This window comes from [Bacillus] enclensis, from assembly GCF_001456935.1.
In the GTDB taxonomy this organism is placed as follows: Bacteria; Bacillota; Bacilli; order Bacillales; family Bacillaceae_B; genus Rossellomorea; species Rossellomorea enclensis.
The window spans coordinates 445,460-463,619 of the sequence record NZ_KQ758484.1 but is presented as its reverse complement, the minus strand read 5'-3'; the positions used below and the strand labels follow the sequence as shown (position 1 = coordinate 463,619).

17 protein-coding genes are annotated in these 18,160 nt (G+C 46.8%); 14 read left to right on the top strand and 3 right to left on the bottom strand.

The window, feature by feature from the left end:
- The first annotated feature begins 56 nt into the window (after positions 1-56).
- The 5 genes from AS034_RS15020 (at position 57) to AS034_RS15000 (ending at position 7,296) form a co-directional block, all read left to right on the top strand.
- Positions 57-1,121, top strand: coding sequence for a carbamoyl phosphate synthase small subunit (locus tag AS034_RS15020; RefSeq protein WP_058299106.1), 1,065 nt, complete (start codon positions 57-59; stop codon positions 1,119-1,121).
- Positions 1,114-4,197, top strand: coding sequence for a carbamoyl phosphate synthase large subunit (locus AS034_RS15015; RefSeq protein ID WP_058299105.1), 3,084 nt, complete (start codon positions 1,114-1,116; stop codon positions 4,195-4,197). Before AS034_RS15020 ends, AS034_RS15015 begins: the two co-directional genes overlap by 8 nt.
- A gap of 2 nt (positions 4,198-4,199) precedes the next feature.
- Positions 4,200-5,156, top strand: coding sequence for an ornithine carbamoyltransferase (gene argF, locus AS034_RS15010; protein ID WP_244888168.1), 957 nt, complete (start codon positions 4,200-4,202; stop codon positions 5,154-5,156).
- 100 nt (positions 5,157-5,256) lie between these two features.
- Complete coding sequence (locus tag AS034_RS15005; RefSeq protein ID WP_141687728.1) at positions 5,257-6,501, top strand: hypothetical protein; 1,245 nt, start codon at positions 5,257-5,259, stop codon at positions 6,499-6,501.
- Positions 6,502-6,852: 351 nt separating this feature from the next.
- Complete coding sequence (locus AS034_RS15000) at positions 6,853-7,296, top strand: YueI family protein (protein WP_074440032.1); 444 nt, start codon at positions 6,853-6,855, stop codon at positions 7,294-7,296.
- On the opposite strand, the gene AS034_RS14995 is transcribed toward AS034_RS15000, so the two are convergent.
- On the bottom strand, positions 7,293-8,351 hold the full coding sequence (locus AS034_RS14995; protein ID WP_058299103.1) for an AbrB family transcriptional regulator: 1,059 nt from the start codon (positions 8,349-8,351) through the stop codon (positions 7,293-7,295). The genes AS034_RS15000 and AS034_RS14995 overlap by 4 nt on opposite strands.
- A gap of 252 nt (positions 8,352-8,603) precedes the next feature.
- Between AS034_RS14995 and gatC the strand changes: the two genes are divergently transcribed.
- The 4 genes from gatC to AS034_RS14975 all read left to right on the top strand — a co-directional run bounded on the left by gatC (position 8,604) and on the right by AS034_RS14975 (position 13,751).
- The gene (gene gatC, locus AS034_RS14990; protein ID WP_032085466.1) at positions 8,604-8,894 is read left to right on the top strand and encodes an Asp-tRNA(Asn)/Glu-tRNA(Gln) amidotransferase subunit GatC; all 291 of its coding nucleotides are present in this window, start codon (positions 8,604-8,606) and stop codon (positions 8,892-8,894) included.
- A 12-nt stretch (positions 8,895-8,906) separates the two neighbouring features.
- Complete coding sequence (gatA, locus tag AS034_RS14985) at positions 8,907-10,367, top strand: Asp-tRNA(Asn)/Glu-tRNA(Gln) amidotransferase subunit GatA (RefSeq protein WP_032085467.1); 1,461 nt, start codon at positions 8,907-8,909, stop codon at positions 10,365-10,367.
- 12 nt (positions 10,368-10,379) lie between these two features.
- Positions 10,380-11,810: an Asp-tRNA(Asn)/Glu-tRNA(Gln) amidotransferase subunit GatB gene (gatB, locus tag AS034_RS14980; protein WP_058299102.1), complete on the top strand. Its 1,431-nt coding sequence runs from the start codon at positions 10,380-10,382 to the stop codon at positions 11,808-11,810.
- Positions 11,811-12,137: 327 nt separating this feature from the next.
- Positions 12,138-13,751 carry a M4 family metallopeptidase gene (locus AS034_RS14975; protein WP_058299161.1) on the top strand — a complete coding sequence of 538 codons (1,614 nt, stop codon included), beginning with the start codon at positions 12,138-12,140 and terminating at the stop codon, positions 13,749-13,751.
- 366 nt (positions 13,752-14,117) lie between these two features.
- On the opposite strand, the gene AS034_RS22765 is transcribed toward AS034_RS14975, so the two are convergent.
- Complete coding sequence (locus AS034_RS22765) at positions 14,118-14,270, bottom strand: hypothetical protein (RefSeq protein ID WP_156416147.1); 153 nt, start codon at positions 14,268-14,270, stop codon at positions 14,118-14,120.
- Positions 14,271-14,371: 101 nt separating this feature from the next.
- On the opposite strand from AS034_RS22765, the gene AS034_RS14970 reads away from it, so the two are divergent.
- The 5 genes from AS034_RS14970 to AS034_RS14950 all read left to right on the top strand — a co-directional run bounded on the left by AS034_RS14970 (position 14,372) and on the right by AS034_RS14950 (position 17,574).
- A complete protein-coding gene (locus AS034_RS14970) occupies positions 14,372-14,800 on the top strand; it encodes a DUF4257 domain-containing protein (protein ID WP_058299101.1) in 429 nt (142 codons plus the stop codon).
- Positions 14,766-14,951 carry a hypothetical protein gene (locus AS034_RS14965; protein ID WP_032085471.1) on the top strand — a complete coding sequence of 62 codons (186 nt, stop codon included), beginning with the start codon at positions 14,766-14,768 and terminating at the stop codon, positions 14,949-14,951. The genes AS034_RS14970 and AS034_RS14965 overlap by 35 nt, the downstream gene beginning before the upstream one ends.
- 375 nt (positions 14,952-15,326) lie before the next feature.
- Complete coding sequence (locus tag AS034_RS14960; protein WP_058299100.1) at positions 15,327-15,893, top strand: thioredoxin family protein; 567 nt, start codon at positions 15,327-15,329, stop codon at positions 15,891-15,893.
- Between the two features lie 232 nt (positions 15,894-16,125).
- A complete protein-coding gene (locus AS034_RS14955) occupies positions 16,126-16,506 on the top strand; it encodes a helix-turn-helix domain-containing protein (RefSeq protein WP_058299099.1) in 381 nt (126 codons plus the stop codon).
- 270 nt (positions 16,507-16,776) lie between these two features.
- Positions 16,777-17,574, top strand: coding sequence for an arylamine N-acetyltransferase (locus AS034_RS14950; protein WP_058299098.1), 798 nt, complete (start codon positions 16,777-16,779; stop codon positions 17,572-17,574).
- 70 nt (positions 17,575-17,644) lie between these two features.
- Here AS034_RS14950 and AS034_RS14945 read toward each other — a convergent pair whose 3' ends face one another.
- A complete protein-coding gene (locus tag AS034_RS14945; protein ID WP_032085475.1) occupies positions 17,645-18,100 on the bottom strand; it encodes a DUF2269 family protein in 456 nt (151 codons plus the stop codon).
- Positions 18,101-18,160 lie beyond the last annotated feature (60 nt).

Here is an 18,160-nt window from a genome sequence, read left to right as displayed (position 1 = left end):
GAATGCATAAAAATACTTAATTTATAATAAAAATTCATTTATTGGAGGGATACATCATGACCGGCTGCTTAAGTTTGGAAAACGGGACCGTCTTCAAGGGCGAATTGTCCCCCGGCTGCAAGGGGAACGTTGTCGGCGAGATCGTGTTTTTTACTGGTATGACGGGTTATCAGGAGGTGCTCACGGATCCTTCCTATAAAGATCAAATCGTGGTCTTCACCTATCCGCTGATCGGCCAGTATGGAATCAATGAGAGTGATTCCGAAAGTGCCGGACCTCAGGTCAAAGGGGTCGTCATGCTTCATTGTCCGGACGTTTATTCGCATTATCAGGCGACGTCTTCCCTTAAAGAGTATCTTCAAAAATGGAAGATACCTTATATGACGGGGGTGGACACACGCCAGGTGGTGAAAACGATCAGGGAGCTCGGGAGCCAGAATGCATGTATGAGTGCATCAGCACAAATTCCCCCTTCCCATACGCTGAAGGGCCAGATTGAACAAGTGGCATCGGCAGAAGTAAGCAGGTATGGAAGCGGGAGTATACAGGTTGCCCTAATTGATTTCGGGGTGAAGAAGTCAATCATCACGAGCCTTGTGGATATGGACTGTTCGGTCACCGTCGTGCCATATGATCGTCTGGAATTACTTCAGGAGCTTGAGCCGGATGCGATCGTCATATCCAACGGACCCGGCGACCCAAAAGAAATGGGGGGCATCCTGCCGCAGTTGAAAGAATATATCCTGACACTTCCGACGCTCGGGATATGCCTGGGGCACCAACTGATCGCCCTGGCACTCGGGGGCAACACCCGAAAACTGCTGTTCGGCCATAGGGGAGCAAATCATCCGGTCATCGATCACGGAACAGGCCGGGTTTACCTGACCTCACAGAATCACAACTATGTCGTCGAGGATGAGAGTTTAAAAGGGACGAATCTCAAGCCCCGTTTTTTCAATGTGAACGACGGTTCTGTAGAAGGACTGCAGCATGAGTCGAAACCGATCCTATCCGTGCAATTCCATCCGGAGGCGCGTCCGGGTCCCGAAGATGCATCTTACATCTTTGAAGAATTCTATCAATCCATCAAACAACCAGGGAGAGAGAAGATTTATGCCTAAAGATTCAAGTATTCAGAAGATCCTCGTCATCGGATCCGGACCGATCATCATCGGTCAGGCAGCAGAATTCGATTATTCAGGCACCCAGGGCTGCCTTGCCCTGAAGGAAGAAGGATATGAAGTCGTACTTGTGAACCATAATCCTGCGACGATCATGACCGATACCGAAAACGCCGACACCGTCTACTGTGAGCCTCTTACGGTTAAAACGGTCACAGGCATCATTGAAAAGGAGAAGCCCGACGGCCTGGTGGCGAATCTCGGCGGGCAGACGGCGCTCAATCTTGCAGTGCAGCTCCATGAAAAAGGGGTCCTCGATAAATACGGCGTGAAACTGCTCGGTACTTCGGTGGAGTCGATCCAGAAGGGGGAGGACCGTGAAAAATTCCGTACCCTCATGAACGAGCTCGATCATCCGGTTGCTGAAAGTGAAATCGTCGAGGACGTCAAATCTGCACTTGCTTTTGCAGAAAGGATTTCGCTTCCGATCATTGTCCGCCCGGCTTATACACTGGGAGGAAGAGGAGGCGGGATCGCATCCACGGAAGAAGAGTACGTCAAGCTTGTCCAAACCGGGTTGAAAGCAAGCCCGATCAATCAGATCCTTGTGGAAAAGAGCATTGCCGGCTTCAAGGAAATCGAGTATGAAGTGATGAGAGATTCGAAAGGAAATTGTATATCGGTATGCAACATGGAAAATTTCGATCCGGTAGGGGTCCACACCGGTGATTCAATCGTCGTTGCCCCTTCGCAGACGTTGAGGGATCAGGAGTTTCATATGCTCCGTACGGCGGCTTTTGATATCATCAATTCCCTCGAAGTCGTGGGAGGCTGCAATATACAGTTTGCTTTAGACCCTGACAGCAATCAATACTACGTCATTGAAGTCAACCCCCGGGTCAGCCGTTCATCGGCACTGGCCTCGAAGGCGACCGGCTACCCGATTGCGAAAATCGCCGTCAAGCTGGCCGTCGGCTATTCATTGGATGAAATCATCAATCCGCTGACAAGGACGACATATGCGAGCTTTGAACCTGCACTAGACTATGTGGTCGTCAAGTTCCCCCGCTGGCCGTTCGATAAGTTCCCTGAAGGAAACCGCCGTCTCGGAACGAAAATGAAAGCGACCGGGGAAGTGATGGCGATCGAACGGACGATGGAAGCAGCCTTTCAAAAGGCGGTCCAATCCCTGGACATCGGTGCGATGGGTCTCTCCCTTAAGGAAGGACTTGTGTCATTGCCGGACCGGGTGCTCCTCGAAGCAATCGAATTTCCGACGGACATCCGCTTCTTTCAACTGGTGGAGCTGATAAGAAGAGGCGTGGGAATGGATGAGCTTCATGACAAAACAGGAATCGATAAACTGTTTCTGTCCGTCCTTGAAAATCTGTTGAGTGTAGAGAGTAAGCTGCAGCGAGAACCTTTAAGTCCTGAACTCCTGGAGCTGGCAAAAAAATATAGATTCGAAGACCGTGATATTGCCAGACTTTCAGGCACAGGGGAAAGTGAGGTCACGGCTCTGCGCAAGGCCTTCGGGCTCAAACCGGGCTTCAAGATGGTCGACACATGTGCCGGCGAATTCGACGCAATCACCAACTATGCGTACTCCACCTACTGGGGAGAAAATGAAATAGAGCCGCTTTCCGGCGGAAAGAAGGCGCTCATCATCGGCTCCGGCCCCATCAGGATCGGCCAGGGAGTGGAGTTCGACTACAGTGCGGTCAAAGCGAATCAGCGCCTGCAGGAACACGGCTACAAAACGATCATCGTGAATAATAATCCGGAAACGGTCAGCACTGACTATGAGACGGCAGACCGCCTGTATTTCGAACCGGTCACAGAAGAGAGCGTCATGGAGATCATTCAACATGAAGGGATCGATACCGTCCTCGTTCAATTTGGGGGACAGACGGCCTTGAATCTTGCACCTCTTTTAGAAGAAAGAGGGGTTCATCTGCTTGGTATCACTTCTGACACCATTGATGCCGTCGAAGACCGTGACCGATTCTATCAATTGCTTGACGAGCTCGAGATTCCCCGCGTCAAAGGGGACATCTGTCACAGCAAATCCCAGGCACTGAAGGCAGCGAAGGACCTGCAATTCCCGATTCTGTGCCGTCCGTCTTATGTCATCGGCGGCAAGGGCATGGTCAAACTGGAAACGAAGGAAGAACTCCATAAGTGGCTCGAGGAAGCAGACGAAGACTATTTTCCAGTCCTTGTCGATGAATTCAAAACGGGTGCGGAAGCTGAAATCGATTTGGTGGCAGACGGGGAGAATGCCTATATCCCGGGCATCATGGAGCATATCGAACGGGCCGGCGTTCATTCGGGAGACAGCATGGCCATTTTTCCTGCACAATCACTGTCCGCAAAAGTCAAAAGTGAAATTTCGGACTATGCCGGGAAAGTCGTCTCTGCCCTGAATTATAAAGGAATCATGAATATCCAGTTCCTCCTTCAGGGGGATGAGGTATTCATATTGGAAGTCAATCCTCGGGCAAGCCGGACAGTGCCGATCATCAGCAAGGTCATCGGCTTTTCATTGATTGAAATGGCAGCCGACCTTTTATGTGACGGGCAGCTGAAGATCGATTCGTTCCCTGCACCGTCTGCCGGTGAACTTGAAACCGTGGCGGTGAAATATCCGGTCTTTTCTTCGCACGCCCTTCCTGAACTTGACCATATTCTGGGAGCGAATATGAAGTCGACCGGAGAAGGGATGTGCCTTGGGCATACGGTGGAAGAAGCGATGTTCAAGGTGTTTGAACCGCTGCATGATCATGTGCAGAACGGAGGCACGATATTCGTCGATGGAGATTTCGACGATCTTCAAGTCCATCAAACTTCCGGAGAAGCCGGATTTGATGAGTGGGTGGACGCCCCGGAAGCAGCGGTCTATTTCAATAACCAGGATAACGGAGAGATGAAGAAGAAACGCATTCAGGCACTTGAAGGGGGAATTACCGTCATCACGGAAAAAGAAACCCTGCTTGCTTTTATAAAAAGTATGGAGACGGGCGAAGCTGCTCCGATTCCACTGGCAAAACCTAAAATGATGCAAGGAGTGAAGTGAACATGATGAAATCAAATGCAGTCCTGTCACCGTTTAAGACATTATCCCTTAAAGGGAGGGACCTGTTGACGTGGCTGGACTATACAACAGAAGAGGTGCATGAACTCCTGTCACTGGCGGAGCAGCTTAAGAAGGACCCGGTTTCAAAGAAACTGGAAGGGAAAACACTCGGGATGATCTTCGAGAAATCATCGACCAGGACCCGCGTATCATTCGAAGCCGGCATGCTGCAGCTGGGCGGGCACGCAATCTACATGAATTCACGCGACATCCAGCTGGGAAGGGGCGAATCGATTGCAGACACCGCGAAAGTGCTTTCCTCTTACGTCGATGCCATCATGATCCGCACCTTTGAACATGAAAAGGTTGCAGCACTTGCAGAGCATGCGAGTGTTCCCGTCATCAACGGCTTATGCGATACGTATCACCCCTGTCAGGCACTGGCTGACGTACTGACCATTTACGAGTTGAAAGGTCAGCTCGCCGGAATGAAGGTCGTCTATATAGGAGACGGAAATAATGTTGCCCACTCCTTCATGATCCTGTGTGCGAAGCTTGGAATGGATGTCGAGGTCGCATGTCCCGAAGGCTATGAGCCTTCGCAGGAAGTCATTGATGCCACGGTTGAACTGGCAGGGCAAAGCGGAGGGAGCTTTACGCTCACCCATGACCCGGTGGAAGCCGCTGCCGGTGCGGATTTCGTCTATACAGATGTCTGGGCCAGCATGGGGCAGGAAGAGGAGACGGCAGAGCGCCTTCAGATTTTCGAACCTTATCAGGTTAACGACGAGTTGCTTGCCCACTCCTCCTCAGACGTGAAATTCCTGCACTGCCTCCCTGCCCACCGCGGGGAAGAGGTGACGGCCGAAGTCATCGACGGAGCGAAATCGGCGGTTTTCCAGCAGGCGGAGAATCGCTTGCATGTGCAGAAGGCGATTTTGTTGTCTGTGATTGGTTGATAAAATAAATGGATGAACCCCGTTTCATTTTAGATGAAGCGGGGTTTTTGTTGTGGATAATTGGATTAATTACCCAAAAATACCGCCGGATTCCTGTATAATGAATATATATGAAAGTGAAGAAGGTTTGGGGGCGTTAAAGATGCTGGAACTCATGCTGCTGGTATTATCAATTGCAGTCGTAATTGTTTTATACCGTAAATCAGACGAAGAAGAACCATACCTATTAGCGAAGTTGATTGGGTACACCATCCTCGGGACGGCGATGTTTAACCTGAACGGATTCCCTATTCCCGTTGGGTTTATAATCTTTATACTATTTTTTCGTAACATCCGGGCCAATGTGTGGAGCAAAAATCGTGCAGCTTATACCGGATTTACAGTCTTCCTTTTGTCAGTGATCCTGTCGTTCGCAGTTCAGGAATGGTATGAATGGCCAAGAAAGGTGACCCTGCAGGAGACGAATTTTTATGAGGGAAGCCTGTTGGAAGAATGGACCAATATTAAGAAGGAACTGGACGTGGAGAATGATTATGGCGTGAAGCTGACTAGATTTAGTGTGGTCATTGATAAAGAAGGAGAATACGAAAGTCTTGATATATCAATTGTCGATGAGGATCACCCCGAGACCGTTTTTTACCGGATAAGACTTTCCGAAGACGGGGATTCAGTAAACGTAAAAAGGACCAAGTCGGATGCCGGAGGGTGGGGCCCGACTCCTTATACTGAGGCCGACTTTGTCTTCTCGCAACTGGACCTCATCACCAAACCGATGCTGAACGATGAAAGTATGAACTACTACGAACTGAACTCCGATGGCCAGCGGATGGGCTATGCCGTTAAAGGTGTAGAGAACTACCGAATCGACACCGCAGGCAAAAAAGAACTCAAAGACAGCGAACTTCCCGTCGACGGCATTGCAGTCGATGTATGCAGTACAGAAGGCGGTATCGATGAACACGGCAGGATCTTCGAATGCGGCAAGGTGGAACACTATCTATTTGATGTGCTGAAAAACAAGCCTGAATTGAATACCGGAAGCGTTCTGGAAACAGCAGAAAACATATCCCCGCAGATCGCCGGGTGGTTGACTGAACACTTAGGAGACAATATCGGAAGCGAAAGAGATGGAGAATTCATCTTAAAGACAGACGGCAAGGAAAAGAGGGTAACTGAACAAGAGTATATGAAGGCATTGAAAGAAACCCCTTTTGTCGAAGTCATAGAAGAAGGTCAAGATAAATGGAAAGTAAAAGTCGAAAACCCCTATGGAAATGCACCTCACACCATGAAATTCGAATTAACCAGGGAAGGGCCGGAAGTTTTGGACCTTCATTTCAAATAAAAACTCATTTGTTATACCTGTAGGAAAGTTCTAACCGGGGAATTTTTTTATGCATTGATAAGGTTTATAACGGTGGTTAGCCGGTTCCAGCGATTGATTGGAGTGCAAAACGTAGACTCCTGCGGGAAAAGCGTGTTAGGTGAGACCCCGCAGGCGAAGCCGAGGAGGCTCACCAACCGCCCGCGGAAAGCGGAGTTTTGCACGGAAATCAATAGCGGCATTAGAGGCACCATAACCCTTACCCCTTGTCTGAAAGTGTTTGCATAAGAGAAAATGGGAGAGAATAAGCAAATGAACAGCTTCAATCATATAGTGTAATGAAAATCACCAATATCCGCGGAGGTGCCGGAAGTGAGTAAGCCAACAATCGATGACTATCTTGAAAATGGGATGTACGGACAAAAACAGACGAAGCCTGACGAAAGGCGGAAATTCCTCGGAAGCTTGCGGGAACGGATCGTCATTGCCCTGACACAAAGCCAGGTAAGGGAAAAGAAAGTCTATCAGGAAGTCGCAGAATGCCTGAAGGAACACCGGGGGGCAAAACTCCTGCTGAATGGAAACATGAACTATAACTACCTTACAAAATATATAAAACTCGCCAATCAGTATGGTGTGAAATTTTCAATGGTCACGAACAAAGAATCCCAAACCGATATCGGTCTGCTGCTTGCCTATGATCACGCCATCAACAAGGAAGAGATTTATGTGACAAAGCAGGCAGACAAACCTGCTGTGAACACAAAGCAAAAAAAGAAAAGCGTGTTCTCCAAAATAAAGAACAAGCTTTTCTAATGCTGCTTTGCCTCAAACAACTGTGATTTGAACAGCCATTTGAGGAAGAACGGGATGATGAATAAGATAAAAAGAATCCGGAACAGGTGGTATCCGGTGATAATCGAAAGATCGGCATTCACCGACTGGCCGACGATCGCCATTTCAGCCATGCCGCCCGGTGCCAGGCTGATGAAGGCTGTCAGGAACGAAATATCATGCCATTTGCTTAGAATAAAGCTCAAGCCGACACAGCTTACCAAGAGGCAAAGGGAAGTGATGACGGACAGCGGAACGAATTTAGATAATCCTTCTGCCGAGGAAAAATCGAGCATGAAGCTGAAATAAATCCCGAGGCATAACTGAGCCAGGATGATGAGCACCCCAGGCATGGCCGGAACATCAAGGCCTGCAATCACCAACCCGCCGACTGCAATGATCGGTCCGAGCATGGAAGCGGTGGGGAGGTGTATTTTTTTTGCAGTAAATGCCGATAAGACGGCAATCCCCAAGAATAGGATAAAACCCCAGTCAAAAGACGACATAGTGCCCGGACCCGAACTGGCAGAAGCCGGCGCATGACCTGCGAGAAGGGGACTGAATACCAAAAACGGCACGACAAATATGACGGACAGCAGCCGGACGACCTGCAGGATGGTCACGACGGTCAGGTCGATATTCTTTAATTCTTCACCAAGCACCACCATTTGGGACAGCCCTCCCGGAATGCTGCCGGTAATGGTCGACGGCAGGTTGATTCCGGTTATTTTGGTTGTGAAATAGGCAAGGATCATTGAAATCAGGATGACAGCAAGCGTCATAGTGAGCATGGAAGGCAGCTGTGTTCCGATTTCAATCAGTGTTTTCATGCTGAAAGACTGGCCGATCGCATAGCCGACAATCACCAGGCCGAAATCCCTTAACACTGGCGGCCACTTTAGAGTGATAGGTGTCCATTTTTGAAAAGCAAAGACGGCCACCATCGAACCGAGCATCCAGGACAATGGGACGTGGAGCAGGGTGAAGAGACCGCCGCCTGCGAGTCCGATCAGGAACGTTGTGAGAATCGCACGCATATGGAAAATCCTTTCTTTTATTATCTAATTTAAAGGTATAGAAAATAGGGGGAGGTGGCAACTTCTTTGTTTCGTAACCCGAAAAATAAAAAATCGTATGGCGTGACAAGGACTCACCTTCCATCAGACTGGCATACGGATTTGACCAGTTGGAAGTCATTTCATACAGACCTGGCCTATTGCTTTAACACCGCGATTTTTGGTATTATCAATAGTATTGCAAGTGTTCGAAACTTTATGGAGGTGAAGAGGATGTCTAGAATTTCAGAAGATCAGGTGAAGCACGTTGCACACCTTGCACGACTAGCCATCACGGAAGACGAAGCAAAGAAGTTTACCAATCAATTAGATGCGATCATCGGGTTTGCCGAGCAGCTCAATGAATTAGATACAGAGAATGTCGAAGCGACAAGCCATGTGCTTGATATGAAGAATGTTATGCGTAAAGATGAGCCGACAGAAGGGCTTCCGCGTGAAGAAGTGTTAAAGAACGCACCGGATAAGAAGGATGGACAAGTACGCGTGCCATCGATTTTGGACTAAGGAGGGAAACTCATGTCATTATTTGATCATAAATTATCAGAGCTTCATGAGCTTTTACATAAAAAAGAAGTTTCTGTTACAGACCTGGTCGACGAATCATACAAACGTATCGATGCCGTCGAAGATAAAGTGAAAGCATTCCTAACACTGGACGAAGAGAATGCCCGTGCGAAAGCGAAGGAAATGGATGCAAAGCTCGGGACGGATGAATCGAAAGGCCTTCTATTCGGGATGCCGATCGGGATCAAGGATAATATCGTCACAAAAGGCCTTCGTACGACGTGTGCAAGCAAGATCCTTGAGAACTTCAACCCAATCTATGATGCAACGGTCATCAATAAATTACATAATGCCGATACAATCACAATCGGGAAACTGAATATGGATGAGTTCGCCATGGGTTCATCGACTGAGAACTCAGGTTTTCAAAAGACAAGCAACCCTTGGAATCTTGAAACGGTTCCCGGCGGATCTTCAGGCGGTTCAGCAGCTGCGGTTGCAGCCGGGGAAGTTCCATTCTCACTGGGTTCAGATACAGGCGGATCAATTCGTCAGCCTGCATCTTTCACAGGTACTGTCGGTTTAAAACCAACTTACGGACGTGTATCCCGTTTCGGTCTTGTCGCATTCGCGTCTTCTCTTGACCAAATCGGACCGATCACACGGAATGTTGAAGACAATGCATACTTGTTACAAGCCATTGCTGGTCTTGATCCTAACGATTCCACTTCAGCGAACGTTGAAGTACCTAACTATGCAGAAGCATTGACAGGCGATATCAAAGGTCTGAAAATCGCGGTGCCGAAAGAATATCTTGGTGAAGGTGTCGGGGAAGAAGCACGCCAATCCGTTCTTGCTTCACTTAAGGTGCTGGAAAGCCTTGGAGCGACTTGGGAAGAGGTTTCACTCCCTCACTCCAAATATGGTGTAGCGACATACTACTTGCTCGCTTCATCGGAAGCGTCTGCAAACCTTGCCCGTTTTGACGGTGTCCGCTACGGCTACCGCACGCCGAACGCAGACAACCTTCTTGATCTTTACAAGAAGACGCGCGCCGAAGGATTCGGGGACGAGGTAAAACGCCGTATCATGCTCGGTACGTTCGCCCTCAGCTCGGGATACTATGATGCTTATTATAAAAAAGCGCAGCAGGCACGTACGCTGATCAAGAAAGACTTTGAAGACGTATTTGAAAAATATGATGTCATTGTCGGCCCGACAACGCCGACTCCTGCATTCAAAATCGGTGAAAAGATCGATGATCCGCTTACCATGTACGCGAATGATATCCTGACGATCCCTGTCAACCTTGCAGGTGTGCCGGGAATTTCCGTTCCGAACGGTTTCTCTTCAAACGGACTTCCGCTTGGACTGCAAATCATCGGGAAGCACTTTGATGAAAGCACAATTTACCGCGTAGCTCATGCATTCGAACAGGCTACAGATTTCCATACAAAAAAACCACAACTGTAAGGGGTGAAATCAATGAACTTTGAACCAGTAATCGGACTAGAAGTCCACGTAGAATTAAAGACCGACAGTAAAATGTTCTCACCGGCGCCGAACCACTTCGGGGCCGAGCCTAACACGAACACGAACGTCATCGACCTTGGATACCCGGGGGTACTTCCGGTGGTGAACAAGCGTGCCATTGAGTTCGGAATGAAAGCGGCAATGGCCTTGAACTGTGAAATCGCACAGGATACCAAGTTTGACCGTAAAAACTATTTCTATCCGGATAACCCGAAGGCATATCAGATTTCTCAATTCGACAAGCCGATTGGTGAAAACGGCTGGATTGAAATCGAAGTCAACGGTGAGAAAAAACGCATCGGGATCACCCGTCTGCACCTGGAGGAGGATGCAGGTAAGCTGACTCACTCCGGCGACGGATATTCCCTTGTCGACTACAACCGCCAGGGTACGCCTCTCATCGAGATCGTATCAGAGCCGGATATCCGTACCCCGGAAGAGGCGTATGCGTATCTTGAAAAGCTGAAATCCATCATTCAATATACAGGTGTTTCAGACTGTAAGATGGAAGAAGGTTCACTGCGCTGTGACGCGAACATTTCCCTCCGCCCGATTGGACAGGAGAAGTTCGGTACGAAAGCGGAGCTTAAGAACCTGAACTCCTTCAACTTTGTTAAAAAAGGACTGGAATACGAAATCGTCCGTCAGGAAAAAGTCCTTCTATCAGGCGGCCTGATTCAGCAGGAAACACTCCGTTTCGACGAATCAACGGGTAAAACGATCCTCATGCGTGTAAAGGAAGGATCGGATGATTACCGTTACTTCCCTGAACCGGATCTGTTGAACCTCCACATCGACCAGGAGTGGATGGACCGCGTACGTGCGGAGATTCCTGAGCTTCCGGATGCGCGTAAACAGCGCTATGTGGAAGAAATGGGACTGCCTGCATATGATGCGATGGTTCTGACTTTAACGAAAGAAATGTCCGATTTCTTCGAAGAGACGGTCGGCGAAGGGGCAGACGCGAAGCAGGCTTCCAACTGGCTGATGGGTGAAGTATCAGCTTACATGAATGCCCAGCAAAAAGAACTTCACGAGCTGAAATTGACTCCTGCAGGTCTTGCGGGCATGATTCAGCTGATTGAAAAAGGTACGATTTCTTCCAAAATCGCGAAGAAAGTCTTCAAGGAGCTTGTTGAAAACGGAGGAGATCCTGAACAGATCGTGAAAGATAAAGGTCTTGTTCAAATCTCTGACGAAGGAGCCCTTCTAAAAATCGTCACCGAGACACTGGATAACAATCCACAATCCATCGAAGACTTCAAAAACGGTAAAGACCGTGCGATTGGATTCCTTGTCGGACAAATCATGAAAGCAACAAAAGGCCAGGCAAACCCGCCGATGGTTAACAAATTGCTTCAGCAGGAAATCCAAAAACGATAAATCCAATCATTTGAAGGCCCGTCCCTCACCGCTTTAAAGCGGAAGAGGGATGGGCCTTTTTGTGTGGAATTTGATGGAAATCAGAAAAGAATGCACGTATAGGACGTTATTTTGTTCAAGTTTTCCTGAAACGAACGATTTTTTAGCTTTTTTTGTAGGTATTGAGATATAGGTTTGAGAAAGTTGTTTTTTGGGTATTTTGGCTCATTCGTCTGCTGGCAGTCTTGTACTATAGTTTTATCTACAGTTTGAAAAGTTAGAAAATTCTAAAAAGAGGTGTTGTAATTGAAGAAAAAAGTCGTAGCGTTAGGATTAACTGCAGGTCTGATGATGAGTCCCGTATTATCCGCGGATGCATTGGGTGCACCCGATCTGAGCCAGAAAGTGAACTTCAATGAGAAGATTGGAGCCCCGCAATTCATTTCAGGGAAGCTGACCCAGCCTTCTTCCAATGCTCCTGAAAAAATCGTGATGGATTATTTCAATCAAAAACAGGATGTATTTAAGTTCAAGGGCGATGCAAACCTTTCTTTTAAAGTAGTAGAAAAGAAAAAAGATAAACTCGGATTTACATATCTCCGCGTTCAGCAAATGTACAAAGGGACACCGGTATATGGAGCCGTTTTGACTGCGCATGTCAATAAAGATGGTGTATTGACGGCAGTGTCCGGGGCACCGGTTCCGAATCTTGCAGACAAGCAGTCTCTTAAAGCTTCTAAGAGCCTGTCGAAAAATGATGCCCTCGCTGCAGGGGAAAAGGATTTAGTGGCTGAAATCGGCAGTGAGCCGGCTTATGAATATGCCCCTAAAGCAAAAACAGTGATTTATGTAAAAGGCGGGGAGGCACATCAAGCTTATCTCGTAAACTACAATTTCTTAGATCCGAAGCCGGGTAACTGGAACTATTTCATCGATGCGGCAAGCGGGGAAATTTTGGATAAAGTAAATGAGATCCATGAAGCCGGCGGAAAGCCTGGTGGTAATGGTATTACAGGAACTGACGCGGTAGGTACTGGTACAGGAGTACTTGGCGATTCGAAGTCTCTGAATACAACTTTTTCTTCCTCCACTTATTATTTGCAGGATAATACAAGGGGCGGCGGTGTATTCACGTATGATGCGAAAAACCGTCAAAGACTGCCTGGGTCTCTCTGGGCGGATGCGGACAATAAATTCAATGCTTCATACGACGGTGCTGCGGTCGATGCCCATTATTATGCAGGAGAAACATACGATTATTACAAAGACGTCCACAATCGCAACAGCTATGACGGCAACGGGGCAGCTCTGAAATCAACGGTCCACTATTCACGAAGCTATAACAACGCATTCTGGAACGGCCAGCAAATGGTTTACGGTGATGGGGATGGATCTACATTCGTTCCACTATCAGGAGGACTTGACGTCGTGGCACATGAACTGACCCACGCCGTGACGGATACAACGGCTGACCTTATCTATCAAAACGAGTCAGGTGCCATCAATGAATCCATGTCCGATGTATTCGGAACGCTGCTTGAATACCACACAGGGAACAACCCGGATTGGGAAATCGGGGAAGACATCTATACGCCGGGAGTGAGCGGGGACGCACTTCGCTCCATGTCAGATCCGACGAAATATAATGACCCTGACCATTACTCAGTCAGATACACAGGTACCGGCGACAACGGCGGTGTCCACATCAACAGCGGAATCGGGAACAAAGCGGCTTATCTGTTGAGCCAGGGCGGTACACATTATGGAGTGAACGTAACGGGTATCGGGACGGATAAAGTAGGCGATATCTACTACCGTGCACTTACGCAGTATCTGACTCCATCTTCAAACTTCAGCCAGCTTCGTTCAGCTGTGGTACAGTCCACTTCTGACCTTTATGGTTCAGGAAGCTCCGAAGTGGCAAGTGTCAATGCTGCATTTGACGCTGTGGGGGTAAACTAAGTTAAGGTAGATGAAAAAGGGAGGGCTTAGGCTCTCCCTTTTTTATGTATAGTGAGGTTGAAAGATGAGGGTTCTGTTCAAAAGAGAAGTTTTTTTTATGATGGAGGTGGACAATTCCTGGACCGAATCCAGTCCACCGAAGTTGACTCAACAGAAAATCAATCACCAAAATCCAATCCGTCAGTCAATCCGCGCCGGCTCTCGGTACAGGCTACTAACAGTCCACCCCGTCCACATCAAAAAACCAAGTATCTCATACTTGGCATACAAAACCCCATTCACATGAAAGGACAAAATTGAATTGAAGCCTCTATATATTCCTATTTGTAAGAAATCAGGCCGTCAAAATCGTTTACCGGAAAAAATCTATGCCTGCTTTCTGCCTTTTTCCAGGATCTTTTTTGCCATGCGGTAATACATATCTGCTTCCGCTTTGGATTCGGCGCTTTTTAACTGCATCATATAGTTCTGAAATCGAAGTTTGTCGACAGACGAGACTTTCATCACAATTTTCCTCATTTTTGCTCTCCTTTGGTGGACAAATATGTGTCCAATTATCTATTCTGAATATTCTGTAAATAATATATAATAATAGTAAATGATTCCAGAGGGTGGATAGAATGTCCTTAATTGAAGTGATCTTGTTGCCAATGTTGATGGGCGGTATCGGGGGCTTAGGACATATTTTGATTTTCAAAAATGGTCATTTCACCTTTCCACGGAAATTTATCGACGATCAGGGGGAGAAGCATTACCTTTTTGGCTCAACGAAGGATATTATCATAGGTGTTCTGGCAGGTTACCTCTCTGTACTTCCAGTCATCGATACGATCCCGATGTGGTATGCCATCTACATCAGTTTATTATCCGGAATCGGGGGAAGTTCCGTCATTACCAGGAAAATGGAGCAAAGTTTGGCTACGACGAAAGAATCCTATATCCAAGAGCTATCACAATATCAGCTCGAATTGACCTCTAAGGGAGGATCTTCAAATCACAATGAGGTGAAACCTGTTGGCAAAGTGGAAGAAAAGAAGAATCAAGGTTGAACTGCCGCCTGAAGATTATGAGAAAGCGAATCTTTACATGAAAAGGCTGAAGGAGGCAGACAGTGTGATCGAGCTGAACTACTACTATAAAAAAGTCGCACAGATAATAGAGAATTCCAGACATTTTGAAGATGGTTCAATTGAAAAGTAATCCTATAATCATATACATTAACCAAATTGAAGAGGATTAAACTGACTATTGAGTCAGCTTTTTTTGTGAGATTCCGTTTTTCGGTTTTCTGTATACATTCGTATTTCAATGAGGACTGAATAAAAAATCACCCTATTCCCCGCTGGATCTTCCTTTGAATAGCCCGATGGCTATTCATTTTTTTCTATAGATGACAATCTCAGATGAAATTGCTTTCTTTTATTATATGCCTGCAGGCATAATCGCACAATTGAAATTTATGAATCAGCCAGAATAGATATTACTTGTGGATTCAGGTAAAGATGAATAAGATATAGAGAGAAAATGAGAAAGAATAGTGATGTTTATAGCTATGCACGCTTAGGAGGAGTTCATATGACCTTGCAAGAATGGTTCAATAAAGGAATGTCATCAAGTGAATATTTAGAATATATGAAAACCCACAGAGAAAATACATTGTCTATCTTAAATAAATTTACCATCCCCGAAGAAGATAAAGACGTCTTGAAGTCGCTTGCCGGTCATTCTTTACGTGTCATCGCGCTGACTGAAGACTGGTGCGGTGATGCGATGCTGAATATCCCGATCCTCTTGAAACTGGCAGAGGAGGCGGATATGGAGGTGAAAATGATCCTCCGGGACGAGAACCTGGAGCTCATAGATCAATATCTCACCAACGGCACATCAAGGGCGATCCCGATCTTTATCTTCATTGACGGGGAGGGTGAAGAAAAGACCGTTTGGGGACCGCGGGCGCCGATGGTGAAAAAAATCGTCGATGATGAAAGGGCGAAACTGCCTCCGAAGGATCATGAAGAGTTCCCTGAAAAGCAAAAAGAAATGATTGCACGACTGACAACGCAATATACAAGCGATAAAAACATCTGGAACGAAGTATACGAAAGCCTTAAAACAACCCTGGTCCAGAAAATATTGATGTAATCCGCATCACAGCAGCCGAGGAGACTTTTTTCTCCCGGCTTTTTCTATACTGCCGATTGGATGACTTCACCCTTTGATGAAAAAACAGGAAGAATTATGCAGTTTTTGTGTAAGGGAGGCATTGCCACATTTTTGGGTGTGGTAAAAAGTGCCCTCGTGATTGGAACTTTTTGCCGGTTCACGAATGACGTAATTCACGGTACTATGGTATAGGATGAGGAGTTGAAGCATCATGATTCACCAAAAAACAAATACAATTGTCATTGAGACATTGGATAGATTTCCCCATAAAATTCACATTAAATTGGGAGAGATCCTTCGTGAACGAGGATTGACACAAGGTGACCTGCACCGTTTGACCGGTTTGCGTGTAGCGACCATCAATGAATTAGTGAATTTCAAGAAAAAATCACTGACGGTTGCCCATCTTGTTTCAATCATGATCGCTCTTAGAATCACGGATATCCGTGATCTTATCGAAATAGAATTCGATGAAGAGGTACAAGCCTACTTCAACGAAGAGAACGAGCGAATGAATAACGGGTTCACTCCAGACCTTACAAAAACAGCAGAAACAAACGTAAAGCGTATCGCAGCTGGAGTCAAAAACTAAATCACCCGTATGTATCGAGGCCATCTTTGATCGGCCTTTTTTTTCTTGCATTTGAAGGCCTGGTCCTTCAATGTGATAGAGCACAATCCCTTTTTCTGGGAGAGATGTGAAGATGACATGAAAACGTAACGTGATTTGGAAGGGATTTGTTCTATGATAGGAGAAGAAGTAGTAAAGACGATTTTGGGCCGACAGGGCGTAAATTGGTTGAATTTGACCTTTTAGGGAATTAACATTATATACATAGCATGGTTTAGAAAGAGTGATAGGATGAACGCTGTAGAAAAATACGTGAATTACCTGAACATGGAGATCGAGGAGCCGACGATTAATTATCTGCAACGACTGATCCAGCAGCATCTTATTCGCATTCCATATGAAACCTTCAGTAAATTTTATTATTTTTCAAAAGGGGGCACGTATGTCCCGTCGCTTGAAGATTTTACGGAACATTTGTATTCAAAGGGCTGGGGAGGCACCTGCTTCACCCTGAATATCAATTTTGGGAGGCTTCTGAAAGAATTGGGCTTTGACTGCCGGTTTGTGAGGGTGAAACCCGGACACCTCGGCCTGATGATCACCATCGACGGTAAAAAGCTGTACGTTGACGTCGGGTATGGCTCGCCCATCATGAAGCCGGTTGAACTTGAAGCAAGGCATCGCCACCTCCTGCACGGGTTCGGGGAAGAAATCATTTTCACCCACAGAGATCAATTCGTGTTTGAAGTGGACCGCCGTTCAAACGGAAAATCCTTCGTGAAAAAGATGATTGAATGGATCCCGCTTGAGGAAGATGATCTCATAAAGGATATTGAAGCATCCTATCAGGACACAGACGACAATATCACAATGAGGCGCATCACCGCCGTCCGGTTTCAGGGGAATCAATGCTATTTTCTCCGCAACCAGACCCTGAAGGTCATGACGTACCGCAATATCCGGGAATATCAGATGAGAGACCTCGACAAATGGAGGGAAATGATCCAGGAGGTTTATCAATTCGATGACAACTCCCTTCAGGATTCCCTGCAGTTCCTGGAACACCGTAATATCAAACTGTTTTCTTAAGCCGCCCTGCGATGATTCGTCCAGGACGGCTTTTTTGTATCTATATACTGATTCCAAAGGACTACTATAATCACGGTTTCATAATCATAAAAATAAAGAGAAGCACTCCCAGGGCCGACGCAAGATAGAACCATCGATCTATGGTTATCAGTGCATTCTGAATCTCTTCTGGCGGAGCTCCTGTGAGATCGAGGTTTTCAGGGCGTCCGAGCCATTCATTCACTTTTCTAGTTGGAGGAGTGATCAACACGATCACGATGAGTTGAATGAGGACATAGAGAATCAAAGAGCCAAGAAGCCACAGTTGTGTGAACGGACCGTAATTCCCCAGGAAGAAAAGAGCAATTCCCGTCAAAACAGCAATACTTCCGCCTATTTTTGGGAAGAATTCTAAAGACCTGCTGTATTTCATGGCGATGCGCAATTCATCCACATCCTTACCCGGCCTCGTCAACAGGTGGGCAAAAAACGTCGGACCCACCCCGATCACAGCAGAAAGCACATGAACCAATATCAATACCTTCATAACGAACCTCCATCACTGCGTAATATATAATCTTTTAATCGTACGATGGTTGGAGTGGTT